A 26,261-nucleotide genomic window follows, 5' to 3' on the forward strand; every position below is an offset into this window, starting at 1 on the left:
GGGAGGGGTTCCTGTGTTGTCCCGCCGTTCTCCAACTCCCGAATCCAAGGGTGTCCGGTTCCCCGCGCGGATCGAGTTTTCGAGCATCGATCACTTCATCGACGACGTGCGGCGGGAAGGGATTCGGCGCGTGCACCTCGACCTGTTCGAGGATGCGCGGCAGAGCGAATTGTCGTTCGTGTATTACGTCGGGCTGGACTGCGTGGTGACCGCGCGCGATCCCGCCGGAGACACCACCTATGAGTATATCCACCGGGTCTCTGTGGTGACGGAGACGGAACCGCACTGCACGGACCCCAACGCGATGGAGCTGGCGCGCAAACGCCTGGCGGAGCTGGAGGAGACCCTGCGTGCCGCGGGGTTCGATGTCCGGCACGGCCGCGTCGCGGAACCACGGCTGAATACACAGTGAGGCTGAATACACAGTGACGTGGGCGTCCGTCCCACCGTGACGTGTCGACCCGTCACAGAAGGATATGCCCGCCCGTCCGGCGGCCGCCGGACGGGCGGGGACCGGGGAGCCTGGAGGTGATGTACGGTGCGTGAACACCATCGAGCGGACGCAGGGCAGGAGACCCGGCCGGTGCGGCATTTTGTGCGGCACGGCCGGGTGATGTGCCCGCGCCGCGGACTGATTGACGTAGACGTGTGCTTCTACTGTTCGTATCTGCATCAGGTGGAGCTGGACAAACCGGGACCGTTCATCACGTGCACCGCGCCGCCCCCGGCCACGGAAGCGGAGCGTGTGGCGTATGAACGCCTCGGCATCCTCGAGTTGGCGGAAGCCATCGGAAATGTCAGCGAGGCGTGCCGGGAGCGCGGGATCTCGCGCAAGTGGTTCTACCAACTCAAACACCGGTTTGAGCAGGAGGGATTGCAGGGGTTGGCGGGGCGCAGCCGGCGACCGAAGAAATAGGCGAACCAACCGGCATCGGCGGCTTCCGGTTCGGTCAGGGGTCTTTCCGCGCGCCACGCCGCCGATGGTTCCGCACGGTTTACGCTTTCGAATCCGGACCGGATGTGTTCCAACACGAATCTTCCGGCCGCAACCGCCATGCAGGCCGGGAGAGATCGGCGTCCGCCAGGGACTGTGCCAAGCGCTTGCGCGCATCGGACCCAAACTCTTCCTCGTACCGGGCCAGCAGGGCCAGAACCGCGAACTCGAACAAGCGAGGCCGCGTGAGATCGGTCTTTGCGGTGACAGAGAGGGTCACCTCGTCTGTGCCGAGCAGAACGTGCTCGCGCCGCCGCATCGGGACACCTTCTTTCCTGTGCGGTGCCTGCCCCGTCGCGCGAACGTGTCACAGCGCGCGATGGTCCCCGTGGGCTTGTGCAGGGACGGCTTGGGGCACCGCTTCGTCGAGGACCGGATCGTACTGGATGTACAGGTCCATGCCATCAAAATACCACAGATCCGCCTCGTGGACGCAGATCCGCACGCCGTGGTGCTCTTCGGCCACGACCGGGCCTGCCGGCACTTCCTTGCTCATTCCGAGCGAGAATCCAGGGTGAATGTCAGATTGGCCTCCGTAGCGGGCAAATACGCGCACCGCGTCGTTTGGTCCCAAATTCAGTTCACGCTTCAGCCACTGGGCGGCCTCCGCTGAAACCATCATCCTCACGGCCATCCATCCCCTCTCGTCTGGCGGCGGGACACCCGCCCGATGACCAAGTTCAAGCGGGCCCCACTCCCATTATCGCCGCCGGCGCGGAGAAAGGTATCGTCCATTTGGATCATGCCACGGTCCTCTGTTCGGACCTGCCCGACCCTTCCGCACGGTTCACGAAAATGAGTGCTTTTTGCGCATGTGTCCAGCGTCCCGAATGCGATACGATGGAGTCGCCAAGGGAAGGACCGCTGAAAACGGGTGGGTTTCGGGCACCGGCCCATCCTTTAAGGAGGAGGAGCAAGCGTGAAAAAGGTGTTGTTTGCGACGGACGGATCGGCCCCTTCGGAAAAGGCGGGGCGCGTGGTGCGGTCGCTGCTCGATGCCAGGCCGGACGTGGAGGTCGTGATCCTGTATGTGACCCCCATTCCGCCGTACCCGGCAGAAACGATGGTCACGGAGGCGGTGTTCCGGGCGGAGGAGGAGTTCGCGCGGGAACTCGAAGCGACCAGCCGGTCCTGGTTTGCGGGGTATGAGGATCGCATCCGTTTTCGCAACCTCCGGGGTGTCCCCGTGCGCGTCATCTGCGATCTCGCGGAAGCAGAGGGGGTCGACCTGATTGTCGTGGGCCGGCGCGGACGCGGCGCCCTCAATCACCTGTTGATGGGCAGCGTCAGCCAAGGGGTTTTGGACCACGCGAAGGTACCGGTCTTGGTGGTGCCCTGACGGGTTTGCCGCAACGTCGTATGCACTTTCCCCCACGCGCGGGTATAATGAGGTCTGTATCCCGGCGTGTGCCGGTGGAACCGCCCTGCATACGGAGGCTGGCTCGCTACGGTGAACAAGCATTCGTCAGGACTCAGCCCTGCCCGGAAGATTGCGCTCGGCTATGCGGCGCTGGCCGTGGCAGGTTCTCTTTTGTTGATGATGCCGTGGTGTCGGCGCGTACCCGTGCATTACACGGACGCGCTGTTCACCGCGGCGAGCGCAAGCTATGTCACCGGGCTGACCACCGTCACTCCGGCGACGACGTGGACGCCCCTGGGGGCGGTGGTCATCGCGCTGCTCATCCAAATCGGCGGGGCGGGCATCACGTTCGTCACGACCCTGGTGTATTTGGCCCTGGGCCGCAAGATCAACCTGGGAGAACGGAAATTCATCGCGGAGGACAAAAACTTCGGGGTGCACGGGATCGTGCGGCTCATCAAGAGCGTGCTTCACTTCAGCCTGGCAATTGAAGGGATGGCGGCTGTGGTGTTCGCGCTCTATTTTCACTTTCACTACGGATATCCCTGGGTGCGCGCGGCGGGATTCGCGGCGTTTCACGCCATCTCGGCGTTCAACAACGCCGGGTTTGACCTGTGGGGAAGTTCCCTCGACGGGTTTCAGACGGACGCGGTGGTGCTCTTGCTCACCAGCGTCCTCATCATCCTCGGCGGGTTGGGCTTCGTGGTCCTGGCGGAGCTGTACTCGTATCGCCGCCACAGGACGCTGACCTTGCACACGCGCATCGTGCTGTCGGTGACCACGGTCCTGCTGTTGTCCGGGACGGCGCTGACCTTGTTGTTTGAAGCCGGCCACTCCATGGCCCATCTGAGCTGGCCATACAAGGTGCTCAATGCGTGGTTCTCGTCCGTCACATTGCGCACCTGCGGTTTCGAATCGGTGCCCATCGGCCACATGCGCGACGTGACCTGGTTCGTTTTCGTCCTGTACATGTTTATCGGTGCGTCGCCGGGATCGACCGGAGGCGGCATCAAGACGACCACCACGTACACCATGGTTAAGGCCGCCCTGGCGACCATCCGCGGCCGGGCGGACATCGTCGCCTGGGAGCGGACCATTCCGTGGGATATCGCCATCAAGTCGTTGGTGATCTTCATGCTGTCGCTGGGCGTGGTCATAGCCGGGACGCTGGTGGCGGCCGTGTTCGAGCCGAACATCGAGTTCATCCGGCTCCTGTTTGAGGTGGTCTCGGCGTTTGGGACGGTGGGGCTGACCACCGGGATCACCGGCGTCATCGGCGAACCGATGAAGTGGGTCCTGATAGTGACCATGTACATCGGGCGCATCGGGATTTTGACCTTCCTCGTCAGCTTGTCGGAACGCGTGCGTTCGCACGCGCGCTATGTCGAGGAGCGAATTCTGATTGGATAGAGGGATGACAGCGTGGCACGCAAAATGAAGACCATCGGCATCATCGGCGCGGGGCGGTTTGGGACCGGCGCGGCCAGGGAATTGATCCGATTGGGACATGAGGTGTTGGTGGTCGACCGGGATCCCGACGCGCTGGATCCGCTGGCTGAAATGTGTCACACCGCCATCGGCAACGCGGAGAGCATGGAGTTTCTGGTGGAGGTCGGATTCAAGGACGTGGACGCGGCCATCGTCGCCATCGGCGACGATCAGACCGCATCCAACTACGCCACCATCAACTGCAAAGACCTCGGGCTGTACGTGGTGGCGAAGGCCACGAATGTCACTCACGGCAAGATCCTGGAGCGTCTCGGCGCGGATCGGGTGATGTACCCCGAATACGATTCAGGCATCCGTTTGGCGCGGTTGCTGACGCGTTCGAGCATCCTGGAGATGGTGGAGCTGTACGAGGAGATCTTCACCATGGAGTTGCAGGCGGGGCCGCAGATGATCAACCATACCTTGGCAGAGCTGAACCTGACGGGGCGCTTTGGTGTGCAGGTGGTCCTGATTGTGCGCGGCAAGCACAAACTGTTCCCCGTCTCCGCTCAAGACCGCGTCCTCGAAGGCGACAAGCTGATGTGCATTGGAACATCGGACTCACTCAACCAGTTGGCGCGCCGGTACCAAAAGTGACGCTGCGGGCGCACGGGTGCCCGCCTGCGCGAGGGTGCCCGTGCGCAGCTCGCAACTTATAATGACATAAAATTGACGCAATTTGCTCCAGGAGGAGATGGGGGATCTGTCGTATCATCGCAGTAAATTCGTTTGAAAAGGGAGACGCATCATGACCATGTCTGCCGTTCGGACGGCCGAACAAGAGGTTGCACAGCAATACGCGGCGTCGGTGTTTGCAGAAGTTCAAAGGCGTAACCCCAACGAGCCCGAGTTTCTCCAAGCCGTGAAAGAGGTGTTTGATTCCCTCGTGCCCGTGCTCGCCTGCCGTCCGGAGTACATGGAGCAGGCCATCCTGGAACGGTTGGTGGAACCGGAGCGGATGGTGACCTTTCGCGTTCCGTGGACGGACGACGCGGGGCGCATCCACGTGAACCGTGGCTTTCGCGTCCAGTTCAACAGCGCGCTCGGTCCCTACAAAGGCGGGCTGCGGTTCCACCCGTCGGTCAATGCCAGCATCGTGAAGTTCCTGGGGTTTGAACAGATCTTCAAGAATGCCCTGACGGGTCAGCCCATCGGAGGCGGCAAGGGCGGAGCCGACTTCGATCCGAAGGGAAAATCGGATCAGGAGATCATGCGCTTCGCGCAGAGCTTCATGACGGAATTGTACCGTCACATCGGCCCGGACGTCGATGTCCCGGCGGGAGACATCGGCGTCGGCGCGCGAGAGATTGGCTATTTGTTCGGCCAGTACAAGCGGATTCGGGGAGCCCATGAGGCCGGGGTGCTGACCGGAAAGGGGATGGGTTACGGCGGCAGCCTGGTGCGCAAGGAGGCCACCGGTTTTGGCGTGGTGTACTTCGTCGAAGAAATGCTCCGCGACGCGGGAACCAGTTTCGACGGCAAGACGGTGGTGGTGTCCGGTTCCGGCAATGTGGCAATGTACGCCATGCAGAAGGCGGCCGAGCTGGGGGCAACGGTGGTGGCCTGCAGCGACTCCGACGGGTTCATCCACGACCGCCGCGGCATCCGTTTGGAAACGGTCAAGCGGCTGAAGGAAGTGGAACGGAAGCGAATTCAGGAGTACGTGAAGGAGCATCCCGGCGCGGAGTACCACGAGGGCTCATCGGGCATCTGGTCCATTCCGTGCGACATCGCGCTGCCCTGCGCGACGCAGAACGAATTGGACCTGGCAGCGGCGGAGACCTTGGTGCGAAACGGCGTGCTGGCCGTCGGCGAAGGGGCCAACATGCCCTGCACCCTGGAGGCGGCGCGTCTGTTTCAGGCGCACGGCGTGCACTTTGCGCCCGCCAAGGCGGCCAACGCCGGCGGTGTGGCGGTATCCGCGCTGGAGATGGCGCAAAACCGTATGGGCGCCAGTTGGAGTTTTGCGGAAGTGGACGCCAAACTGCGCGCCATCATGCAGGACATCTACCGCCAGAGCGTGCAGGCCGCAGAAGCGTTCGGCCGCGCCGGCGACCTGGGGGCGGGGGCGAACATCGCTGCGTTCCTCCGGGTGGCCGACGCCATGGTGGCGCAAGGATTGGTGTGAGCTTCTAAGTCTCCGCTCCGATTGCCGGCCAGGGGACGGCCACGCGGAACCCGGCCCGTGGCGCACCATTTGCATTCCCTCGCAACATTGGTAAAATAATAGTCTGCCCAAAAGCTCCGCGGTGGGGCTCCCGCGTGCCGGACGCCCACCGCGGATCGTTTTGAAATCGCCAAGGGCTGGAGGGATGCCGGCGTGCCTCCCCATGCTTCGAATATCAGGCTGGGAGATCCGATGCACGAGGAAAACGAGCATCTGCGCCAGGTGCTGTCCCGCATTGCCGAGATGTCCGAGCGGCTGCACGAACGAATTCAGGCCAGGGAGGCCGTGGACGAATCGGACCGGGACGAGGCGCAGACCGCAGAGCAGGTGGCTGAATCGGTCGTCTCGGGGTTGCGGGAAGAACAGTTGAAGGTGTTGGCGGCCGCGGCCCGAGAGCCGTACTTCGGGCGGATCGATTTTCGGGAGGAGGGGGTGCAGGACCCCGTTCCCTTGTACATCGGCAAGCGCGGGCTCGAGGACAGCGCCTCCGGCGAACGGATGGTCATCGACTGGCGGGCGCCTGTGGCGAGCCTGTTTTATTCTTTCTCCGGCCAGGACCGCGCCTCGTATGAATCGCCTGACGGCGAGATCACCGGCGAGGTGTATCTCAAACGGAACATCGCGGTGCGCGACGGCCGGTTGCAGCGCGTGGTCGACAGCTACGTCAAGGGCCAGGAGAATCTGAACGTCGCCGACGAGTTTCTGCTCTACCGCCTGGCCGAAAACAAGGACAACCGCCTGCGCGACATCGTCTCCACCATCCAGGCGGAGCAGGATCGCATCATCCGTGCGGAGCGGGACCGGGCCATCGTCATCCAAGGGGTGGCCGGGAGCGGGAAGACGACCGTTGCGCTCCACCGGATCGCCTATCTTCTCTATCGCCACGCGGACCGGTTGCGGCCGGAGCGGATGGTGATCTTCGCCCCCAACGCGATGTTCGTCGATTACATCTCGGAGGTTCTCCCCGAACTCGGGGTGGGCAACATCCAGCAGACCACCTTCACCAAGTGGGCGTTGGATTTGCTCGATCACGCCGTCGCCGTGCGCGACCCGGGGGATCGCTTGGCGCGCTGGTTCGCGCCCCGGACGTCCCCGGCGGCCCGGCGCGAGTTCGATCTCGCCCGCACCAAGGGCTCCGTCCGCTTTCAGGAGGCCATCGACGAGCGCCTGCGCGCGCTGGAGGGCCGGTTGGTGCCGGAGGGGGACTTTGAGCCCTGGGAGGGGGCGCGCCTGGACGAGGCGACCATCCGCGGCTGGTACGAGCAGGACTACGCGCACTATCCTCCGGGGCAGCGGCGGGATCGCGTCCTCGCGCGTGTCAAGCGGTGGATGGACATGATGTACAAACGGGTGAAGGAGCAGGATCGGACGGGGGCGGTGCGGAAACGCGCGCAGTCGCGGCTGCGCGCGTATCAGAGCCGGTGGCCCCAGTGGACGCCGCTCGACATCTACGAACAGGTGCTGGCGGAGGTATTGCCGGACGCGCCCGCGTGGGAGGCGCAGACGGTTTCCGGCCGGCGCGGACGGCGGAAACGGCCGCTCGTGGAGCCGGAGGACCTGGCGCCCCTGGTGTACATTCACGCGCGATGGAACGGGATGGAGCCGCATCAACGGTTCGATCACGTGGTCATCGACGAAGCCCAGGACTTCTCCCCGTTTCAGATCCGGGTGCTGCAGCTGTTCTGCCCGGGCCAGTCGTTCACCATCCTCGGCGATTTGTCGCAGAGCATCCACACGTACCAGGGCATCACCGACTGGTCGGCCTTCTTGGAGTTGTTCGATGAGGGGAAGCGGGCATTCTTCCAGCTCGACGTGAGCTACCGGTCCACGATGGAGATCATCGATTTCGCCAACGAGATCATCCGCCCGTTCGACCAGTTCGTGCTGGCCAAACCGGTGTTCCGCAGCGGTGATCCGGTGGTCGTCGAACGCGTCGCCGAACGGGAGCAGGAGGAACGGGCGGTCCAGGCAGTGCAGGCCTTGTCTCGCCACGCGGCGACGGTGGCGGTGATGGCGCGGACGGAGGAACTGTGCGAACGCGTGCACCGGGCGCTGGTGGCGGCGGGGATCCAGGCGCACCGGATCCACGCCAAGGACGAGCAGTACGAAGGCGGCGTGTCGGTGTTGCCGGTGTATCTGGCCAAGGGGCTGGAGTTCGACGCGGTGCTCCTGGTCGGGGCGGACGCGCGCCACTACGACGATTCGCCGTTGAGCGCCAAGCTGCTGTACGTGGGGTGCACGCGTGCCCTGCACCGGCTGTGGGTGCAGTACGCGGGCGAGGCGTCGCCCCTGTTGCGCCACCGCGCATCGGCAGAACGCGAGGCGGGGGGCATCGCCTGAGTCAGCGGGAGGCCGCCGGAGGCCGTCGGCGCCACCGGCGCTGTGGGCGCCGCCCCGGCCCGGGTGTGCGGGGCTGGGGGCGGCGTCAGCGGCCCAGCCCGCGTTCCCGCACGTATTGGTACAGTTTTCCGAGCAGCGCCTTGCGCGTGATGATGCCCGCCAGGCGCCCGTCTTCTTCCACGACGCAGATGAACGTGTGGTTGATGGCCAGTTCGAGGGCCTTGAGCAGCGGCTCGCTCCGTCGAAGGGTCGGTACGCGGTCACTCATGACGGAGCCCACGGTCTGATGGCTGAGAGATTCCATATGGTAGCCGTCAAGGCCGGCGACCGTATTGATGACGAGGTTGGTGTGGATCAGCCCGCGCACCGCCGATTGGGTGTCGAGCACCGGGATGGCGGAGTACCCGGAGTGGGTGAGGACGAGCAGGGCGTGTTCGAGCGTGTGATCGACATATACACACGCCACGTTGTCTGCCGCAATCATCAGGGATTCGGCCGGTTGACTGAGGAACTGGCTGACATCCACCGTTGCCACGTTTGACACATCCTTCCCTGCATTGACCCCGCTATTGTACCGCAAAATCCACCCCCGTTGCTCGCGTGGCACGGGTGACCGCCCAACGGGCGATAGCAGGAATTTCATCCTTGGCCGCGAAGATTCAGTTGAACTTTTGCGAATTCATGGAACCCTGAGAAGATGCAGGGTGTGGCTGATGCGAACGGGGGATGGGAGCTGTGGCAGAGAGGAGATTGCCGAGGCGGATGGTACGGCGGCAGCGCGAGGCGGTGGAGCGCGCCGCACGCGACGTGGAACGGTGTCTGGCGCGGCACGGGGGCCTGACGGACGCGGCCCGGCAGGAGATCCGCGCGGTGATGGACCGCTGGCTCGGCGACCTGGAGTACTTCAACCTCATGCGCGAGGACGGTTTCTCGGAGCTTCACACGAACCACCTGCGCGAGGCGGTGTACTACCTCGATCCGGTCGGGCGCAAGACAGCCGCCGTGACCCGCACGGAGGTATTCTACTATCCGCGCAACACGGGAGAGCGGTTGATTGATGTCACGACGCCGGTGCACCTGAACGGGAAGAAGGTGTACGTCCTGCGGTCCGGCCAGATTCTGCACGGCATGAGCCGCCATGTCAAGGTGGGCGTGCCCTTTGCCGTGCTGCAAGCGGCCGGGTGGGCCGGTCTGGCGGCGGGGCACGGATGGCAGCGGATCGCGGCGCAGGTCTGCCTGGCTCTGGCCATTCTGGTGGTGGCGTGGGACCGGGTGGCGTTCGCCCGAACCTACCGCGCTTGGGTGCGCCACCTGCGGGAGATCGGCCGGGGTAACCTCCAGTATCGGATTCAGCCAAAGCGGCGGGACGAGTTCGGGCAGGTCCAATTTGAACTGAACAAGATGAGCCTCGGCATGGCGGACATGCTGCGGCAGGTGGAGGAGAGCGCCGCCAAGGTCGTGCGGGCGGTGGCCGAGCTGCAGGCCAACGCGGAAGGGACGGCGAGGGCGTCGGAGCAGATCGCGACGCGGATGCAGGAGGTGAGCGCGGGCGCGGAGCGGCAGGCCATCGACGCGCGCGAGGGGAGCGCGGCCATCCAGGCGGTGATGGGCGAGGTGAAGGACGGGCGATCACGCGCGCGGATCGCCGCCGAGGTATCCGAACGGATGGCGGAGACCTCCGCGGCGGGGCAAGGCCGGATTGAAGCGGCGGTCACCCAGTTCAATGCCATCCGGGAGGCGGTGGGGCGACTGGCCGACGTCGTGCACGGCTTGGCGGAGCAGTCGAAGTCCATCGGACAAATTGTCGACGTGATCTCGCATATCGCGGAGCAGACCAACCTGCTCGCGCTCAACACGGCCATCGAGGCGGCCCGCGCCGGGGAGCACGGGCGCGGTTTCGCGGTGGTCGCGGCCGAGGTCAGGACGCTGGCGGAGCAGTCGGGGCGGGCGGCCGGCGAGATCGACGAGTTGATCCGGGGCGTGCAGCGCGAGCTGGCGGATCTGGTGCAGGCGGCGAAGGCCGCGGCCGGGGAGGTCGCGGCGGGCGTGGCGACGGTGGAGGCGGCGGGGTTGGCGTTCGCCGACATCCGGTCGGGCGTGGAGGGCGTGGCGGGGCACGTCCGGGAGATCTCGGCCGCGATGGACCACCTGGCCGCGAGCGCCGACGCGGTGGTGGAGCGCGTGGCGCACATCTCGGCGGTGGTGGCCGGCATGCAAGCGCATACGGAAGACGTCGCGGCAGCGGCGGAAGAGCAGATGGCGGCCATGCAGGAGGTGTCTTCGTCAGTGGGCGTGCTGTCCGACATGGCGGGGGCCCTGCAGCGCCTGGTCGGCCGGTTCCACACGGGTTGAGCGGTCTACCAGAGGGCGGGGAAAGTTTGCTATGCTATGATTGATTTCGCCTATCGAAAGATTCACAGGCGGCCGCAGGGGCGTCTGTGGATGCATGAAGGGAGTTTTGAGCGCATGGCCAAACGATGGACCCGTGCCGAAGTGCCCGTCGAACAGACGTGGCGGCTGGAGGATCTGTTCGCGACCCCCGAGGCTTGGGAGGCTGAGGTGGAAGCCATTCGGCGGGATGTCGACACGGTGACACAGTATCGAGGGAAGCTCGCCGGCGGGGCGAAGGTTCTGCTCGCCTGCCTGGAGGCGAGAGAGAAGCTGATGGAGCGCGTGGTCCGCGCGTCGACGTACGCGCATCTGCGGGTGTCGGAGGATTCCACGAACCCGGTCAACCAGGCCAATGCCGGCAAGGCGGCGGCGATGAACGCGGCTGTCGCGGCCGCGCTGTCGTTCGTGGATTCCGAGATCCTGGCTCTGCCCCAAGGTACGGTGGAGCGGTATCTGGCGGAGGAACCGGGTCTGGCCGACTTCCGCAAGGCCCTGGAAGATCTGTTGGCGACGCGTCCGCACCGGCTGTCTCCCGAGACGGAGAACGTGTTGGCGGCGCTCGGCGAGGTGTTCGGGGCCCCGTACAACGTCTACCAGCGGAGCAAGCTGTCGGACATGCAGTTCGATCCGGTCACCGACGCCGACGGCAACGAACATCCGGTCTCCTTCGCCCTCTACGAGGACCACTACGAACTGTTGCCGGACACCGATCTCCGCCGGAAGGCGTACCGGTCATTCGTCAAGACGCTGCATCAGTACAAGAACACTTTCGCGGCCGCCTATGCGGCGGAGGTGCAGCGCCAAGTGGTGCTGGCCCGGGTCCGCGGGTACGAATCGGTCACCCACATGCTGCTCGAGCCGCAGCAGGTGACCATCGAGATGTACGAGAACCTCCTGAACATCATCCAGGCTGAGCTGGCCCCGCACATGCGGCGACTGGCCAAACTGCGCCAGCGGGTGCTCGGTCTCGACAAGATGCTCCATTGCGATCTCAAGGTTCCGCTGGACGCCGAGTTCACGCCGAAGACCACGGTGGAGGAGGCCGGGAAGCTGATCCTCGAGGCGCTCTCCATCCTCGGGCCCGAGTACACCGACGTGATTCGCACGGCGTTGTCGGAGCGCTGGGTCGATCTCGCCGACAACGTCGGCAAGAGCACAGGCGCCTTCTGCTCGAGCCCGTACGGCGCGCATCCCTTCATCCTCATCACCTGGACGGACACGATGCGCGGGGCGTTCGTGCTGGCGCATGAACTGGGCCACGCCGGCCACTTCGCGCTGGCGCAGCGCAACCAGCGCTTCACCAACACACGGCCGTCGATGTACTTCATCGAGGCGCCGTCGACGATGAACGAGATGCTGCTCGGCCGGCACATCCTGTCCCGCTCGGATGATCCCAGGATGCGCCGCTGGGTCATCCTGCAGATGCTCGGCACCTACTACCACAACTTCGTGACGCACCTGCTCGAGGCGGAGCTGCAGCGGCGCGTGTACGCCCTCGCCGAGGCCGGCAAGCCCATCACGGCGAGTGTGCTGTGCGAGCAGAAAGGCGAGGTGCTGGCGAACTTCTGGGGAGACGCGGTGGAGATCGACGACGGGGCGCAGTTGGTGTGGATGCGCCAGCCGCACTACTACATGGGCCTGTACCCGTACACGTACTCCGCCGGTCTGACGGCGTCGACCGCCATCTCCAAGCGCATCTTCGAGGAAGGTCAACCCGCCGTCGACCGCTGGCTGCAGGCGCTGAAGGCGGGCGGCACCCTGCGGCCGCTGGAGCTGCTGCAATTGGCCGGCGTCGACATGTCCAAGCCGGAGCCCATCCGCGAGGCGGTCGCCTTCGTCGGCTCGCTGGTGGACGAGTTGGAACGCAGCTTCTGAGTTGTGGCGTTGGGGCGGTGTTGGTCGGCCGTCGACGTCCGTGGCATGGCCTGGGTGCGAGGCTCGGCACGGCGGTTGACCTGGGTGGCATCGCCCGGGACGGCGGTTGACGCGCGTGGCATCGCCTGGGTGGCATCCCCCGGGCGTTCCTGTCCGCCGGGCCGGTTGGCCTGGCGGGCAGCCGTCGTTTAGAGATTCGGCGGGCAGTGTCTCGTGGCGAAGAGCCGGTCGGCGCGGGCAGAACAGCCGTGAGGTGGGGGATCCGTGACCGAGTCGTGTCGGTTCCCCGCATTCCATCTATTTTGACGTTAACCGGAGCCTGGTTGGGGCGGTTACATAACAGGATGTTGCAATCCGGGCCCGTGGTCCTGGCTGTAAATACAAACTTTTTCGTTATCGGGATCGCATCAGGGGCTGAGTTGGGCGGATAAATTCGAGATGTACACTATCATGTGTCGACGGTGTCGCGATAAATCAAAAACGATTGCTATTCCGCAACGGGACAGGATCTTTTGGATGCAAAATGTTTGTTAGGGGGAAGCGAGCGGCTGCGACAGTCCGGCGGGGGAGGGGCTGCCATGTTTGGGATCAGCGGAATCATCAATACCATTGTCATCGTTGGTCTTATCGTCCTCCTTGTCATCCTCATCAAGAAGGCGTATTGGAAAAAGTGACCCCATAGACCCGCCTCGGGCCGCTGGCGAATCCGCTCCTCTGGCTCCTGTTCCGGTTCCCGGATTCTGCAACACCGGACCTCCGGCCGGCGGTGAAGATGCCGCGTTGTTTCGCCACGCACCCGCCGCGTCTCCGCTCCATACCGTGTAGTGAACGGGGGAGAGGGAGGCGCCGGTCATGCAATCCGACGCGCTGCGGAGGGTGATCGCGCAGGGGGTCGAGGCCCTGCTGCAACGTCAACGCGCGGACGGTGTGTTCGACTTTTGCTGCGAGGTGAACCCGCTGCCGGACGCCATGATGGCGCTGTGCCTTCGGCTCATGGGAACCCTGGCGCACCATCCGGCGCAGACGAACCCTGGAGCCCAGGCGGACGCTGCCACTTCCTCCGTCCGCACACCTGACACGCCCCGGTTGATCCGTTGGCCGACGCGCTCTGCCGGCGGATCGAATCCCTCCAGGACGAGGACGGATCGTGGCGCGGGCGGTGGGGCATCTGCTTCCTGTACGGCACCTGGGCCGCCGTTTCGGGCCTGGCGGCCGCCGGGGTGCCGCGGAAGGACCCCGTCATGCGCCGTGCAGCCGCCTGGCTGTGCCGCGTTCAGCACGCCGACGGGGGGATTCGGGGAGTCATGCCGCCGTTCCTTTGGTGACGAAAAGGTATCGTATCCGGAATTTTCGCCGCCCCTGTCGCTCGAAATGTGATATCCTTTTGAACATGAACCGGGGATTTGTGTACCTGGCGTTGGCGACGCTGGGATGGAGCGGAAACTACATCGCAGGAAGGTACCTGGCCGGAGCGATGCCAGCGCTGTTCCTCAACGGCGTGCGCTGGGCAATATCGGCCTTGATCCTGCTCGCGATCGCGCGGCTGACCCGGCGGCGGGTCGGGTTGCGCCGCCACGCCCGGGAACTGGTGCTCCTCGGCCTGGTCGGGATGTTTCTGTTCTCCTCGCTGACCTACATCGGTCTGCGCACCGTCCCGGCGTCGCAGGCGGGCCTCATCAGCGGGACATCGCCGATGTTCATTCTCCTGCTCGGTGTCGCCGCGCTGCGCGAGCGGCCCGGTTGGACGGCGTGGATCGGGGTGCTTCTGTCGATGGCCGGTGTCGCCATCTTGATGGGGGCCACGGCATCGCCGGACGGGGCGGCGCACGGCGGGCCTTCCGGCACGGCGTCCGCCGCTTCCGCGGCCGGTGACTGGTTCAGCCAAGGGCCGTTGGTCCTGTTGCTTGCGTCCTTCACGTGGGCGCTGTACACCGTCCTCGGCAAACGCTGGGGCGGCCGGCTCACCCCGTTTGAGGTCACCGCCGGGGCCGCCGTGTACGGCGCCATCCCCAGCCTCGCGTTTGGGCTGTGGTCGCTGCGCGGCCAGACGCTGCACATGACGCCAATGGCATGGGTGGCCCTGGTGTACGTCAGCACCGTGGCGTCGGTGGCTGCGTACTTCGTGTGGACGAGCGGGGTGGAACGCGTCGGCGCAGGCCGGGCCGCGCCGTGGATGAACCTGCTGCCGGTGTGGAGCGTCGTCCTGGGTGTCCTGCTGCTGCACGAGCACCTCACCGTGCGGGCGCTCATTGGCGGCGCCGTGATCCTGGCCGGGGCCCTGTTGACCGGGGTGCGCAGCGGAAAACGTCCGTCCGCCGCGGCCGCGTCCGAGCGGCCAGGCATGTAGGCCCCCGGCGTCCGCGGGTCCGGTATCCGCCGATGTGCGGTGGCATGCACAAGACCGCGGGGTGTCCGGACGGTGCCGGGCGAAGTGAGACCGGGAGCGGTGTTCCGACGGGACACCGCTCCCCTGCTGCACGGCGCAAGCGGTCTTTGTACGCCTCACGCGGCCCCTGTGTGGCGCAACCGGCGTCGTGTCACGGCGCCCCAAGGGGCCGCGGGCGCGTCTCGCAACCCTATTATCCATTCACGAAGAAACGAGAGGAGAGCGCACCATGGACAAGCGCGTCTTGATGACCGGATTCGATCCGTTCGGCGGCGAAACCGTCAACCCCGCCTGGGAAGCGGTGCACCGCTTGGACGGCCGCGCGCTGCAGGGCGGGTGGACCATCGTCTCGCAGCAGGTACCGACGGTGTTCGACCGATCCATCGCCGTGTTGCGCGAGGCCATGGGCCGGGTACGGCCCCAGGTGGTGATCTGCGTCGGACAAGCCGGCGGGCGGGCGCAGATCACCCCGGAGCGGGTGGCCATCAACGTGAACGACGCCCGCATCCCGGACAACGCCGGGCAGCAGCCCATCGACACGCCGGTCGTCCCGGGCGGGCCGGCGGCTTATTTCACCAAGCTGCCCATCAAACGGATTGTGGCCGCCCTGCGGGAAGCCGGCATTCCGGCCGCCGTGTCGAACACCGCCGGGACATACGTGTGCAACCACATCTTCTACGGACTCATGCACCTGATTGCGACCGAGCACCCGCAGGTGCAGGGCGGGTTCGTTCACATTCCGTATCTGCCCGAGCAGGTCGCTGGAAAGACGGAACCCAGCATGGCGCTGGATCTCATCGTCCGCGGCCTGGAACTGGTCGCGGCGGTGGCCGCGGCGGCGTCCGACGCGGGCGGCGAGGCGGATCTGGCGGTGACGGCCGGGCAGGAGTGCTAGCCCGCCGCGGCCGCATGACAAGTGGCCATCCGCGCATGTACATACCACAGCAAGGGGGAGACCAGCATGGCGGACAAGATCCTCATTACCAACGGACGCGTTCTCGCCCCCACCGGGGAGTGGGTGGACGGGCAGGATATCGTGATCGAAGGCGGGAAGGTCCAGGCGGTGACGCGCGAGGCCGGGCGCCCGGAGGGGGCGCGGGTCATCGACGCGAGCGGAAAGTGGGTGACGCCGGGGCTGATTGACGTGCACACCCACCTGGGGGTGCACGAGCTGGGCGTCGGTCGCGAGGGGGCCGACTTCAACGAGACGAGCAGCCCGGTGACGCCGGAGGTGCGGGCCATCGACGGCATCAACCCGATGGACAGCGGATTCCAGGACGCCGTTCGGGCCGGCGTGACGACCGTGCAGGTGATGCCCGGCAGCGCCAACGTAATTGGCGGCGAGATGGCCGTCCTCAAGACGCGCGGGCGCGTTGTCGACGAGATGGTGGTGCGCGCGCCCTCGGGCATGAAGGCGGCGTTTGGCGAGAACCCCAAGCGGGTGTACGGGGGCAAGGACAAGGCGCCGGTGACGCGCATGGGCGTCGCGGCCCTGTTCCGCCAGCAGCTCATGAAGGCCCAGGATTACCTGCGCCAGCGCGAGCAGGGTCAGGTGGCGGCGCGCGATCTCGGCCTGGAGAACCTGGCCAAGGTGCTGCGCGGGGAGATTCCGCTGCGCGTGCACGCGCACCGGGCCGACGACATCGCGACCGTGCTGCGGTTGGCCCGGGAGTTTGGCGTGACCCTCACCATTGAGCACTGCACGGAGGGGCATCTCATCGCGGACCGCATCGCCGAAGCGGGCGTGCGGGTGTCGGTCGGTCCGACCATGTCCGCCCGTTCCAAGGTGGAGCTGGCGAACAAGGGGTGGCACACGGTGGCGGCCCTGGCGCGCGCGGGGGTGCCGGTGTCCATCACCACGGATCACCCGGTGGTTGCCATCGATTACCTGCTCACGGCTGTGGTGCACGCGGTGCGAAACGGTCTTGACGAGCGGACGGCCTGGCAGGCGGTCACCATCAACGCCGCGCATCACCTGGGGGTCGCGGACCGGGTCGGGTCGCTGGAGGCCGGCAAGGATGCGGACGTGGTGATTTGGTCCGGCGATCCGCTGGATCTGCGCAACCGCGTGGAGATGACGTTGATTGAAGGGGAAGTGGTGTACCGCGCCGAGGCGTGACACGGCGTTCGGTGGGACGGCGGGGGTTCTCCCCCGCCTTTCATCGCTTCTCGGCAGGTGTGATCACGGAAGGAGGGGGAAGCGGATGGAGCGGGCGCACGCAGCGCCGGCGGCGAGCCCCTGGCAGCGCACCCTCTGGGTGATGTGCGCCGTGCAGGGCATCATGATGATGGCGTTCTCCAGCATGAGCCCGTTTCTCCCGCTGTATATCGAGGAGCTCGGGGTGCGGGACCCGCGCGCGGTGGACCTGTGGGCCGGCGTCATTGCCTCGTCCAACTTCCTCATCATGGCCTTGGTGTCCCCGTTGTGGGGCGCCATCGCCGATCGCAGAGGGCGCAAGCTGATGGTGCTCCGGACGACGGTCGCCATCTCCTTTTTCACCTTCGTGATGGGATGGGTGCACAACGTCTGGGAACTGCTCGGCGCCCGTGTCCTTCAGGGCGCTTTCAGCGGATACTCGGCGTCCGCCACGGCGCTGGTGGCGACCGTCGTGCCGGAGGAGAAGCTCGGCACCGCGCTCGGGTGGATGCAATCGTCCGCGATGATCGGTGCGCTCGTCGGGCCGCTCGCCGGCGGTTTGGTATCCGATCACGTGCACAGCTACCGGGTGGTCTTCTACCTGACGTCGGCCTTTGCGATGACCGCGTTTCTCATCACGTTCTTCCTCGTCAAAGAAGGCTTCCACAAACCGGCCGCGGCGCCGGCGAACAAGCGGTCGTTCATCGGCCAGTTCCGCGCCGTGCGCGCCTTGAAGCCGGTTCAGGCCATGTTCTTGGTGCTCTTTTTGGCGCAGTTCTCCGTCATGAACGTACAGCCGGTGCTTCCGGTATACATCAAAGAGCTGGCAGCCCACAGCCAGCATGTGGCCACGTATTCCGGCTTGGCGTTCGCGGTCACCGGTCTGGCCGGCCTGGTGGCGGCGCCCATCATCGGAAACCGCAGCGACCGCCTGGGGTACCGCCGGACGCTGGTGATCGCGATGTTCGGCGCCGGCCTGTTTTACATTCCGCAGGCGCTGGCGCAGAACATCTGGGTGTTCATCTTCTCCCGTTTCGGCCTGGGGCTGTTCGTCGGCGGCATCCTCCCGACCGCCAATGCGCTGGTGGGACGGCTTGCGCCCAAAGACCAGCGGGGGCAGATCTACGGGTTCACGTCCAGTTCCACGTTTCTTGGCAGTTTCGCCGGGCCGCTGCTGGGCGGCTTCGGTTCGGCCCTGTTCGGCATCCGGACCATGCTCGGGCTGACGGCCGCCCTGTACCTGCTGAACATGCTGTGGGTGTATTGGAAGGTACAGGATCCGCCCGCGATGGATCACACCCCTTGAGCGCCGCCGGTCGTCCTTCACGAGGCGGAACGCCTTCATACGCTCTTTACACCGTCTTTACACCACGTTTCATAAATGTTCACATCCCTCCGCTATGATGTGTTCCGTGAAGGGGGATTCGTATCGGGGAAGCGTGGAAGAGCGTCACCTGGATCTGTCCGGAGAAGGGTCTGATTTCGATTGATGGGCAATGGACCGGTGGGGTTTGCGCTCGGGTTGTTGACGGCGGCCGGCGGGATGCTGGGCTATTGGGGCATCAGAACACGACGGGGCCGGTTGTTCTGGGAACACGTCCGCGACGTGGTCACCCGCGTCCGCCAGGGGGATCGGCAGGCGCGGGTGCTCAGCTACGCGGGAGAGGTCCGGCCGGATGTCGCGCAGATGTTGAATGACATGCTGGACGCGCTCGAGGATCAGGTGAACCGCCAGTCCGAGGAACAGCGCCTCTTGCAGTACGTCCTGAACGCCATGACGACGGGCGTGGTGTACGTCGACGCCTTCGGGAACGTTCAAATGTTGAATCCCGTGGCAGCGCGCATTCTGCGGAAGGATGCCGACGAGGCCCGGGGCCGGCCGTACTGGGAAGTGTTCCCTGACTATGCCTTAAATGCCGCTATCTGCCGGACGCTGTTGATCGGTTCGCCGTGGCGGAATGAAATCCGGCTCCCGGGCGATGTGGTGGTGGATGTTCACGTCATCCGTCTTGAAGACGCCGGTGCGTCCCGGGACACTTGGCAAGAGGGTTTCCACGTTCTGGTCCTTTGTAACGATGTGACCCAATGGCATCGCATGGCCCGCATGCGCAGCGACTTCATCGCGAATGTCTCCCATGAGTTGAAAACCCCCATCACCGCCATCCGGGGCTTTGCGGAGACCCTCGTGGGGGAGGACGTGGACGAATCCACCCGGGATTCGTTTTTGCAGGTCATCTACGAGGAATCCCTGCGCATGAGCCGCTTGGTGGAGGACCTGTTGACGCTGTCCAGGCTGGAGACGCAGGAAATGCATCTGGAATGGCATCCCGTGCAGCTCTCGGCCGTCGTGGAGATGGCCGTGGACCGGCTGCAACCACAACTGCAAGCACGCCATCTGACGTTGCGGGTGCAGTCAGAGGGCGACGTCACCGTCTGTGGGGACGAGGACAAACTCCTGCAGGTGATGCTCAACCTGCTCACCAATGCGATGCGGTACACGCCGCCCGGCGGGTGCGTTTCCGTCACATGGGAGACGTTCCCCGACCAGGTCAAGGTGCATGTGGCCGACACCGGTATCGGGATACCGGAAGAGGAACAGAAACGGGTCTTTGAACGCTTTTATCGGGTGAACGCCGACCGCAGCCGGGCAAGTGGCGGAACGGGTCTCGGCCTCGCGATTGTGAAACATATCGTCCGCTCGTACGGTGGAGAGGTTGGCGTCCGCAGCCGTGTGGGGTTTGGCAGCGACTTCTGGTTCACGTTGCAGCGGTGCAAGGATCCCGCGTCCAGCGACACGGCGTCCGGTCATGCGGTTGCGCCTTAAGCGCGTCTCGTCCTGGCGCCCGAAGGCGCCTGGTGAAGCCCGCCACATGTTTAGGTGACGTTTACATTCCCTTTATACGGCCTTTACAGATCTCCGCTATCATGTCCACCGAGTGGAATCCCCCTCAGGCAGTCCGGGGCAACCCTCTCCAGAATCAGATTCGATCTTAACGCCGAGGACGTGGTTTCGGAATGAGTCAATCCATATCGGTCGAGAACCTTCGTGCATGGTACGGGGATCACTTGACGCTCAAGGGCATCACCATGGAGCTGGAGGCCAATCGGGCGACGGCCATCATCGGTCCGTCCGGATGCGGGAAGTCCACCTTCATCCGGTGTCTGAACCGGCTGCACGAGACCATACCGCACGGCAGGGTCAGCGGCAGCATCAAGCTTGGGGACGAAGACCTGTACCGCATGGATCCGGTGGACGTGCGGCGCGTGGTCGGCATGGTGTTTCAGAAGGCCAACCCTTTTCCCACGATGTCGATCTTCGAAAACGTGGCGCTGGGCCTGCGGATTGGCGGCGTGCGGAGCAAGGCGGAAATCATCGAACGTGTGGAGAAGAGCCTTCGGATGGCGGCGTTGTGGGACGAGGTGAAGGACCGGTTGCGGGAGCCTGCGACCGCCCTGTCCGGCGGCCAGCAACAACGCCTGTGCATCGCGCGCGCTTTGGCGATTGAGCCGGAAGTCCTGTTGATGGATGAACCCACCTCGGCGCTGGATCCGGGTTCCACGCTGCGCGTCGAAGAGCTGGTGCAGGCGCTCAAGTCTTCGTACACCATCGTGATCGTCACCCACAACATGCAGCAGGCGGCCCGGGTCGCGGACAAGACGGCGTTCTTTCTCAACGGCGAGCTGATTGAATACGCCGACACCGCCATCATCTTCACCAAGCCGTCCGACAAGCGGACGGAAGACTACGTCACCGGGCGGTTCGGATAAGGAGGACATCCCGCATGCAGAAACGTCAGGCTTTCGACATCGCGCTTCGTCAACTGCAGTTGAAACTGCTCGAGATGGGCGAGCGGGTGCAGCAGGCCGTGCGGGGCGCGATGGATGCCCTGAAGACGCTCGATCCGGTCAAAGGCCAGCGCGTGGTCGACGGAGACCAGGACATCAACCTGCAGGAAAACGAGATTGTGGATTTGTGCGTCCGGCTGATTGCCACGCAGCAACCTGTGGCCGGCGACCTGCGCAAGATCGTGGCGGGGATGCGGATTGCGGGGGATTTGGAGCGAATGGGGGACCTGGCGGTGGACGTGGCCAAGACCGCCGTTCGGTTGCAGGGCCAACCGCTCATCAAGCCGCTCATCGACATCCCGCGCATGGCCGAGCTGTGTGATCAAATGGTGTCCGACGCACTGCACGCGTATGTGCAGGGCAACGTCGCCTTGGCCCGCAAGCTGGCCGAGCAGGACGACGAAATTGACCATATCTACCGCAAGGTGGTCGAAGATCTGTTCGCCCTCAGCGCGGATGAGCCGGACGCGGTCTCGCAGGCCATGTCGCTGGCGTTTGTCGGCCGGTATTTGGAGCGGATTGGCGATCACGCGACCAACATCGGGGAGAGCGTGATCTACATCGTCTCCGGTGAAAGGTCTGACCTGAATTGATGGACGCGGGCGGTAAGCCACCGAAGGTGTTGATTGTGGATGACGAGGAGTCGATTCAACAACTGGTGGCCTACAACTTTCGGAGCGCGGGGTTCGATACGGAAATCGTGGGCAATGGGCGCGACGCGTACGAGCGGATGCGGGCGGACGACGGGACGGTGGCCCTCGTGATCCTGGACATCAGCCTGCCCGGTATGGACGGGATGGAGGTGTGCAAACACCTGCGCCAGGAGCACGTGTGGACGCCCATCATCCTGTTGACGGCGAGGGATGACGAATTGGACCGCGTCCTCGGTCTGGAACTGGGCGCGGACGATTACGTGACAAAACCGTTCAGCCCGCGCGAACTGGTGGCGCGGGCTCGTGCCGTACTGCGCCGCGTTGAGGACCGGCGGGACGATGCGCCGGATGCCGGCCCGATGGACGATTGCGTGTCCGCGGGCGACATCGTCCTGTGTGTGTCGCGTCACGAGGTGACGGTTTCCGGCCGGCCGGTGGAACTCACGCCGAAGGAGTTCGAATTGCTGCGCTATTTGATCCTCCATCAGGACCACGTGTTGGCGCGAGAGCAACTGCTGCAACAGGTGTGGGGATACGCGTACACCCCGGATACCCGGATTGTGGACGTCCACATCTCTCACCTGCGCGACAAGATTGAGCCCAATCCCAAGCACCCGGTCTATATCCGGACCGTGCGCGGGGTCGGTTACCGGTTCACCGGCGGGTTCAGGCCCCGCCGTGAATCCTGAGCCGTGCGCGGGCACGGGCGGGCGAATCTTTACAAAGCCTTAATGAGGGCTTCACCCTGAATTCAACACGCGCTGATAAGCTGAATCCTGCAAGGGCCCTTGAATGAAAGAAGTGAAAAGAGATAGCCCGATAGGGTGGGGAGGATGTGGAACATGTTGAAGTCTCGTTGGGCCGGTGCAGCCCTGGCGTTGTCGGCGGTCATTGCCACGGCTGGCTGTGGAGCGGCCACCAACAATACGGCGAACGCAGGGAACGCAGTGCAGAACACGGCGGGAGCGACGACGGCGACGGCACCAATCACCATCAATGAGACGGGTTCATCCCTGCTGTATCCCCTGTTCAACGGCCAATGGATTGAAGCGTACAAGTCGGTCGATCCGAACGTCAGCATCACGGCCGCGTCGACCGGCAGCGGCACGGGGATTGCGCAAGCCATCGCCGGAACGGTCCAAATCGGCGCTTCGGATGCGTACCTGTCCGACGCCCAGATGCAGCAGAACCCGTCCATGGTAAACATCCCGTTGGCCATCTCGGCACAGCAAGTCATGTACAACGTCCCGGGCCTGACGGGGGACCAGCATCTGAAACTGAGCGGCGACGTCCTCGCGAAAATCTTTTCGGGGAAGATCAAAGTCTGGGATGACGCGGCCATCACCAGCCTGAACCCGGGCGTGAAACTGCCGCATCAGCCAATCATTCCGGTGCACCGCTCGGACAGCAGCGGCGACACGTTCCTGTTCACGCAGTTCTTGTCGGATACCAGCGCGGACTGGAAAAACGCCGTGGGCTTCGGCACCTCGGTGTCCTGGCCGGCCGTTGCGGGCGCCATCGGCGTCAAGGGCAACGACGGTGTCGTTCAGGCGCTCGCCAGCAACAAGTACAGCATCGGCTATGTGGGCATCAGCTGGCTGGACAAGGCGACGCAGCAAGGCTTGGGCTACGCCGCGCTGAAGAACAAGGACGGGAACTTTGTCCTGCCCGCGAAGGAGAACATTCAGGCGGCGGCACAGGCCGGGGTCAGCAACGTGCCGGACGATGAGCGCATTTCGCTGATTGACGAGCCGGGCGCCAATTCGTACCCCATCATCAACTTTGAGTACGCGATTGTCAACACGAAGCAGCCGGCCGACATGGCGGCGGCATTGAAGAAGTTCTTGAACTGGGCCATCGATCCGAATGGCGGCAACAAAGACCAATACCTGTCTCCGGTGCACTTCCTGCCGCTACCGGCAGAGATTGAGTCCAAGAGCCAGGCGCAGATCAACAAGATTGGCGGTTGACCGATTGGACGGAGTGATGTCATGAAACGGGTGAGTTCCCGTTCCAAGATTGCGGATCAAGTGTTTTTGGTCGCTACTGGCCTCTGTGCCAGTAGCCCCATCTTGTTTCTCCTGGTGATCACCGGCATCGTCGTGGTTCAGTCCATCCCCAGCATTCGGCTGATGGGTTGGGACTTTCTCACCAGTGTGACCTGGAACATGGGGAGCACGTACGGTGCGATGACCGTGAAAAACGGCGTCCCGGTGCCTGCCGGCGCCTCCTATGGCGCCCTGCCGTTCATCGTGGGGACGCTGGCTTCCTCGGTCATTGCGCTGCTGATTGCGGTGCCGATCTCGCTGTTGACCGCCATGATCTTGGCGTATCGGGTCCGCGGGGTGGTGAAATCCGCCCTGTCCATCGTGGTGGAGCTGCTCGCGGGGATTCCCAGCGTGGTGATTGGCCTGTGGGGCATCGTCGTCCTCGCGCCGTGGGTGTCCTCCTCGCTGGGGCCGCTTCTGACGCATGTCGGCTGGGTGATTCCGTTTTTCAGCGGCCCGGTGGGCACCGGCATGGGGCTGTTGACCAGTGGCCTGGTGCTGGCGTTGATGGTGGTACCCATCATCACGGCCACCACCCGCGACCTGTTGGAACAGGTCCCCATCCTGTACCGGGAAGGCGGGATCGCGCTGGGCATGACGAGCTGGGAAGTCGTCCGCTTGATCTGTCTGCCCTATATCAAGGAAGGCATGATCGGCGCCGTGGCCCTGGGATGGGGGCGCGCCATGGGGGAGACGATGGCGGTGCTGATGGTCAGCGGCAGTGCCATCAACTATCTGCCGCAGAACCTCTACAGCCCGATTTCCACCATGGCCGCCGTGATTGCGGACCAACTCGACAGCGCGATGACCGACGCGTCCCACATGGCGGTTCACGCCCTGTCCGAACTCGCCCTGGTCCTGCTGGTCCTGACGTTGCTGACCAACCTCGTCGCACGCCTGTTGGTGAATCGCTCCCGCGGGACACGGCGGGCCGGCATGGGGGTGAAGGCGGGATGACTATCCGCAGCCAAATGCGCAAGTGGAAGTCGAACCTCGGATGGGGGGTTGCCTGGTTCGGCACCGCACTCGTCCTGTTCGGGCTGTTTCACCTGCTCTGGACCGTGCTCTCCAAAGGCATCACATCGTTCCGATGGGACATGTTGACCACCGTGACGCACGGCGTTGCGGGGGGCCTGCAGAACGCCATCCTGGGCACCTTTGAACTGATCCTCATTTCGACCGTCATCGCGGCACCGCTCGGAATCCTCGGGGGCGTGTACGTCTCGGAGTTTGCGCACACTAAGGTCGCCAGCGTGATTCGGTTCTTGACCGAGGTGCTCTCCGGGGTGCCCTCCATCGTGATAGGCTACTTCGGATACCTGCTGATGGTGCTGAACTGGGGTTGGGGATTCTCCGCCTTGGCGGGCGGCATTGCGCTGACCATCATCATGCTGCCTTATATCCTGCGGACCACGGAATCCAGTCTGCAACAGGTTCCGCTGGCTCAGCGAGAAGGGGCGTGGGCGCTCGGGATGACTCGGTTCCAGGCCATCTCCCGGGTGGTTTGGAGACCGGCAGCCGGCGGGATTGCCACCGGCGTATTGATGGCCGTGGCCATCGGCATGGGGGAAACGGCACCGTTGCTGTACACGGCCGGATGGTCCTCCCTGAACCCCACGTGGCATCTGACCGGGCACCAGGTCGGGTACTTGACCTACGTGGTGTGGACGTATATCGAACAGCCGTATCCCGAGGCGCATGCGCTCGCCTACAGCGCCGCGTTCCTCCTGTTGGTGATCATTCTCGTCATTCACCTGGTGGTGCGGATCCTGGTGAAACGCGCCACAGTGGCGGCAAAATAACCAGGCGACGTCTCCGGCGTCGCCTGTCCGCGCGCTTCGTGCATCCCGGCCGCGCAGCCGGCACGACACGGTGGATCCGCCGTGCGCAGACACGGTCGGGACGCCGTGCCCCGGTGCGCGGTCGTTCACCAAGGTCTCATCGCGCTGTACGCCTCTTCGATTCGCCGCCAGTCGGCGGGCGTGTCCGCGTCCAGTGCCCACAAGGGATTCTCGGCGTCGACCCAGTGAACGCGTGCCGGATGGCGCTGAAGGACGCCGCGGGCGCCCTGGTCGCCCTCGATCTGCATCAGTTCCTGGAACAGGTCGGCCGGAAACAGCACCGGATGGCCCGGCGTGCCGTCATAGCGAGGGCGGACAATCGGCAAGGGAAGGGATCCAGCCGACCACGCCGCCCAAAACGCTTCCGCCAGTGCCCGCACGAGGGACGGGGGGAGGAGCGGTTGATCGCCCAACAGGATCATGGCGGCCTCCGTCCCAGCGGGCAGCGCGGTGACGCCCAGGCGCAGCGAGGACGCCATCCCGCACAGGTAGTCGGGGTTGTGCACAACAGACACCGGCAAACCGCTCAGGGCGCTGCTGACCTCTGCGTGCTGGCTGCCGGTCACCACCACGACCGGCGACACTCCGCCCTGCACGGCGGTCTGCGCTGCGATTCGCACCAGCGGCCGGCCGCCCAAGCGCAGCAACTGCTTGGGTTGTCCCATGCGTGAGGATGCCCCGGCTGCCAGCACGATGCCGGCGATGGGGGGCATGAAGGGATTTTTGCCACCCATG

At 64.7% G+C, this 26,261-nt stretch carries 25 protein-coding genes; 21 read left to right on the forward strand and 4 right to left on the reverse strand.

Annotation, left to right across the window (positions count from 1 at the left end):
• Window positions 1-13: 13 nt before the first annotated feature.
• A complete protein-coding gene (locus BM357_RS00430; RefSeq protein ID WP_074948526.1) occupies window positions 14-412 on the forward strand; it encodes a hypothetical protein in 399 nt (132 codons plus the stop codon).
• 126 nt (window positions 413-538) lie between these two features.
• The gene (locus BM357_RS00435) at window positions 539-916 is read left to right on the forward strand and encodes a helix-turn-helix domain-containing protein (protein WP_074948528.1); all 378 of its coding nucleotides are present in this window, start codon (window positions 539-541) and stop codon (window positions 914-916) included.
• A gap of 79 nt (window positions 917-995) precedes the next feature.
• On the opposite strand, the gene BM357_RS00440 is transcribed toward BM357_RS00435, so the two are convergent.
• The gene (locus BM357_RS00440) at window positions 996-1,253 is read right to left on the reverse strand and encodes a hypothetical protein (protein WP_074948530.1); all 258 of its coding nucleotides are present in this window, start codon (window positions 1,251-1,253) and stop codon (window positions 996-998) included.
• A gap of 48 nt (window positions 1,254-1,301) precedes the next feature.
• Window positions 1,302-1,628, reverse strand: coding sequence for a HesB/YadR/YfhF family protein (locus BM357_RS00445; protein WP_139234489.1), 327 nt, complete (start codon window positions 1,626-1,628; stop codon window positions 1,302-1,304).
• Window positions 1,629-1,913: 285 nt separating this feature from the next.
• Between BM357_RS00445 and BM357_RS00450 the strand changes: the two genes are divergently transcribed.
• From BM357_RS00450 to BM357_RS00470, 5 genes are all read left to right on the forward strand, one after another.
• The gene (locus BM357_RS00450; RefSeq protein WP_074948532.1) at window positions 1,914-2,333 is read left to right on the forward strand and encodes a universal stress protein; all 420 of its coding nucleotides are present in this window, start codon (window positions 1,914-1,916) and stop codon (window positions 2,331-2,333) included.
• A 111-nt stretch (window positions 2,334-2,444) separates the two neighbouring features.
• On the forward strand, window positions 2,445-3,764 hold the full coding sequence (locus BM357_RS00455; protein WP_074948534.1) for a TrkH family potassium uptake protein: 1,320 nt from the start codon (window positions 2,445-2,447) through the stop codon (window positions 3,762-3,764).
• 12 nt (window positions 3,765-3,776) lie between these two features.
• Entirely contained in the window at window positions 3,777-4,439 is a 663-nt protein-coding gene (locus BM357_RS00460; protein WP_139234490.1) for a potassium channel family protein, read from the forward strand.
• Between the two features lie 151 nt (window positions 4,440-4,590).
• Window positions 4,591-5,970: an NADP-specific glutamate dehydrogenase gene (gene gdhA / locus BM357_RS00465; protein ID WP_074948538.1), complete on the forward strand. Its 1,380-nt coding sequence runs from the start codon at window positions 4,591-4,593 to the stop codon at window positions 5,968-5,970.
• Window positions 5,971-6,201: 231 nt separating this feature from the next.
• Window positions 6,202-8,349 carry a HelD family protein gene (locus BM357_RS00470; protein WP_083430037.1) on the forward strand — a complete coding sequence of 716 codons (2,148 nt, stop codon included), beginning with the start codon at window positions 6,202-6,204 and terminating at the stop codon, window positions 8,347-8,349.
• A gap of 85 nt (window positions 8,350-8,434) precedes the next feature.
• Here BM357_RS00470 and cbpB read toward each other — a convergent pair whose 3' ends face one another.
• On the reverse strand, window positions 8,435-8,884 hold the full coding sequence (gene cbpB / locus BM357_RS00475; protein WP_074948540.1) for a cyclic-di-AMP-binding protein CbpB: 450 nt from the start codon (window positions 8,882-8,884) through the stop codon (window positions 8,435-8,437).
• Window positions 8,885-9,111: 227 nt separating this feature from the next.
• Here cbpB and BM357_RS00480 point away from each other — a divergent pair, with 227 nt between their 5' ends.
• The 14 genes from BM357_RS00480 (at window position 9,112) to pstA (ending at window position 25,487) form a co-directional block, all read left to right on the forward strand.
• Window positions 9,112-10,701, forward strand: a complete 1,590-nt coding sequence (locus BM357_RS00480) for a methyl-accepting chemotaxis protein (RefSeq protein WP_074948542.1) — start codon at window positions 9,112-9,114, stop codon at window positions 10,699-10,701.
• A gap of 114 nt (window positions 10,702-10,815) precedes the next feature.
• Complete coding sequence (gene pepF / locus BM357_RS00485) at window positions 10,816-12,615, forward strand: oligoendopeptidase F (RefSeq protein WP_074949193.1); 1,800 nt, start codon at window positions 10,816-10,818, stop codon at window positions 12,613-12,615.
• An 852-nt stretch (window positions 12,616-13,467) separates the two neighbouring features.
• A complete protein-coding gene (locus BM357_RS20620) occupies window positions 13,468-13,992 on the forward strand; it encodes a hypothetical protein (protein WP_425426459.1) in 525 nt (174 codons plus the stop codon).
• A gap of 13 nt (window positions 13,993-14,005) precedes the next feature.
• Window positions 14,006-14,962 carry a DMT family transporter gene (locus BM357_RS00495; RefSeq protein ID WP_074949195.1) on the forward strand — a complete coding sequence of 319 codons (957 nt, stop codon included), beginning with the start codon at window positions 14,006-14,008 and terminating at the stop codon, window positions 14,960-14,962.
• 268 nt (window positions 14,963-15,230) lie between these two features.
• Window positions 15,231-15,896 carry a pyroglutamyl-peptidase I gene (gene pcp / locus BM357_RS00500; protein WP_074948546.1) on the forward strand — a complete coding sequence of 222 codons (666 nt, stop codon included), beginning with the start codon at window positions 15,231-15,233 and terminating at the stop codon, window positions 15,894-15,896.
• Window positions 15,897-15,962: 66 nt separating this feature from the next.
• Window positions 15,963-17,120, forward strand: coding sequence for an amidohydrolase (locus BM357_RS00505; protein ID WP_074948548.1), 1,158 nt, complete (start codon window positions 15,963-15,965; stop codon window positions 17,118-17,120).
• Window positions 17,121-17,205: 85 nt separating this feature from the next.
• The gene (locus BM357_RS00510; RefSeq protein WP_245783776.1) at window positions 17,206-18,444 is read left to right on the forward strand and encodes an MFS transporter; all 1,239 of its coding nucleotides are present in this window, start codon (window positions 17,206-17,208) and stop codon (window positions 18,442-18,444) included.
• Window positions 18,445-18,627: 183 nt separating this feature from the next.
• The gene (gene pnpS, locus BM357_RS00515; protein ID WP_074949199.1) at window positions 18,628-19,962 is read left to right on the forward strand and encodes a two-component system histidine kinase PnpS; all 1,335 of its coding nucleotides are present in this window, start codon (window positions 18,628-18,630) and stop codon (window positions 19,960-19,962) included.
• A gap of 191 nt (window positions 19,963-20,153) precedes the next feature.
• Entirely contained in the window at window positions 20,154-20,906 is a 753-nt protein-coding gene (gene pstB, locus BM357_RS00520; RefSeq protein ID WP_074948550.1) for a phosphate ABC transporter ATP-binding protein PstB, read from the forward strand.
• A gap of 14 nt (window positions 20,907-20,920) precedes the next feature.
• Window positions 20,921-21,577, forward strand: coding sequence for a phosphate signaling complex protein PhoU (phoU, locus tag BM357_RS00525; protein ID WP_074948552.1), 657 nt, complete (start codon window positions 20,921-20,923; stop codon window positions 21,575-21,577).
• Entirely contained in the window at window positions 21,577-22,326 is a 750-nt protein-coding gene (locus tag BM357_RS00530) for a response regulator transcription factor (protein ID WP_074948554.1), read from the forward strand. Before phoU ends, BM357_RS00530 begins: the two co-directional genes overlap by 1 nt.
• Window positions 22,327-22,479: 153 nt before the next feature.
• Entirely contained in the window at window positions 22,480-23,607 is a 1,128-nt protein-coding gene (gene pstS / locus BM357_RS00535) for a phosphate ABC transporter substrate-binding protein PstS (protein WP_074948556.1), read from the forward strand.
• Between the two features lie 21 nt (window positions 23,608-23,628).
• Window positions 23,629-24,642 (forward strand): phosphate ABC transporter permease subunit PstC, encoded by a 1,014-nt coding sequence (pstC, locus tag BM357_RS00540; protein ID WP_074948558.1) that lies wholly within the window; start codon window positions 23,629-23,631, stop codon window positions 24,640-24,642.
• Entirely contained in the window at window positions 24,639-25,487 is an 849-nt protein-coding gene (pstA, locus tag BM357_RS00545) for a phosphate ABC transporter permease PstA (protein ID WP_245783777.1), read from the forward strand. The genes pstC and pstA overlap by 4 nt, the downstream gene beginning before the upstream one ends.
• Window positions 25,488-25,612: 125 nt before the next feature.
• Here the strand turns inward: pstA and BM357_RS00550 are convergent, their stop codons facing one another.
• Window positions 25,613-26,260: a nucleotidyltransferase family protein gene (locus BM357_RS00550; protein WP_083430042.1), complete on the reverse strand. Its 648-nt coding sequence runs from the start codon at window positions 26,258-26,260 to the stop codon at window positions 25,613-25,615.
• Window position 26,261: the final 1 nt, after the last annotated feature.

This window comes from Paenalicyclobacillus macrosporangiidus (assembly GCF_900116805.1).
GTDB lineage: Bacteria > Bacillota > Bacilli > Alicyclobacillales > Alicyclobacillaceae > Alicyclobacillus_H > Alicyclobacillus_H macrosporangiidus.

Excerpts from the sequence above, each read along its gene's own strand:
- BM357_RS00440 (WP_074948530.1), bottom strand. The coding sequence starts at position 1,253 with ATGCGGCGGCGCGAGCACGTTCTGCTCGGCACAGACGAGGTGACCCTC.
- BM357_RS00445 (WP_139234489.1), bottom strand. The coding sequence starts at position 1,628 with ATGGCCGTGAGGATGATGGTTTCAGCGGAGGCCGCCCAGTGGCTGAAG.
- gdhA (WP_074948538.1), top strand. The coding sequence starts at position 4,591 with ATGACCATGTCTGCCGTTCGGACGGCCGAACAAGAGGTTGCACAGCAA.
- BM357_RS00470 (WP_083430037.1), top strand. The coding sequence starts at position 6,202 with ATGCACGAGGAAAACGAGCATCTGCGCCAGGTGCTGTCCCGCATTGCC.
- BM357_RS00480 (WP_074948542.1), top strand. The coding sequence starts at position 9,112 with ATGGTACGGCGGCAGCGCGAGGCGGTGGAGCGCGCCGCACGCGACGTG.
- pepF (WP_074949193.1), top strand. The coding sequence starts at position 10,816 with ATGGCCAAACGATGGACCCGTGCCGAAGTGCCCGTCGAACAGACGTGG.
- BM357_RS20620 (WP_425426459.1), top strand. The coding sequence starts at position 13,468 with ATGCAATCCGACGCGCTGCGGAGGGTGATCGCGCAGGGGGTCGAGGCC.
- BM357_RS00495 (WP_074949195.1), top strand. The coding sequence starts at position 14,006 with ATGAACCGGGGATTTGTGTACCTGGCGTTGGCGACGCTGGGATGGAGC.
- pcp (WP_074948546.1), top strand. The coding sequence starts at position 15,231 with ATGGACAAGCGCGTCTTGATGACCGGATTCGATCCGTTCGGCGGCGAA.
- BM357_RS00505 (WP_074948548.1), top strand. The coding sequence starts at position 15,963 with ATGGCGGACAAGATCCTCATTACCAACGGACGCGTTCTCGCCCCCACC.
- BM357_RS00510 (WP_245783776.1), top strand. The coding sequence starts at position 17,206 with ATGGAGCGGGCGCACGCAGCGCCGGCGGCGAGCCCCTGGCAGCGCACC.
- pnpS (WP_074949199.1), top strand. The coding sequence starts at position 18,628 with ATGGGCAATGGACCGGTGGGGTTTGCGCTCGGGTTGTTGACGGCGGCC.
- pstB (WP_074948550.1), top strand. The coding sequence starts at position 20,154 with ATGAGTCAATCCATATCGGTCGAGAACCTTCGTGCATGGTACGGGGAT.
- phoU (WP_074948552.1), top strand. The coding sequence starts at position 20,921 with ATGCAGAAACGTCAGGCTTTCGACATCGCGCTTCGTCAACTGCAGTTG.
- BM357_RS00530 (WP_074948554.1), top strand. The coding sequence starts at position 21,577 with ATGGACGCGGGCGGTAAGCCACCGAAGGTGTTGATTGTGGATGACGAG.
- pstS (WP_074948556.1), top strand. The coding sequence starts at position 22,480 with ATGTTGAAGTCTCGTTGGGCCGGTGCAGCCCTGGCGTTGTCGGCGGTC.
- pstC (WP_074948558.1), top strand. The coding sequence starts at position 23,629 with ATGAAACGGGTGAGTTCCCGTTCCAAGATTGCGGATCAAGTGTTTTTG.
- pstA (WP_245783777.1), top strand. The coding sequence starts at position 24,639 with ATGACTATCCGCAGCCAAATGCGCAAGTGGAAGTCGAACCTCGGATGG.
- BM357_RS00550 (WP_083430042.1), bottom strand. The coding sequence starts at position 26,260 with ATGGGTGGCAAAAATCCCTTCATGCCCCCCATCGCCGGCATCGTGCTG.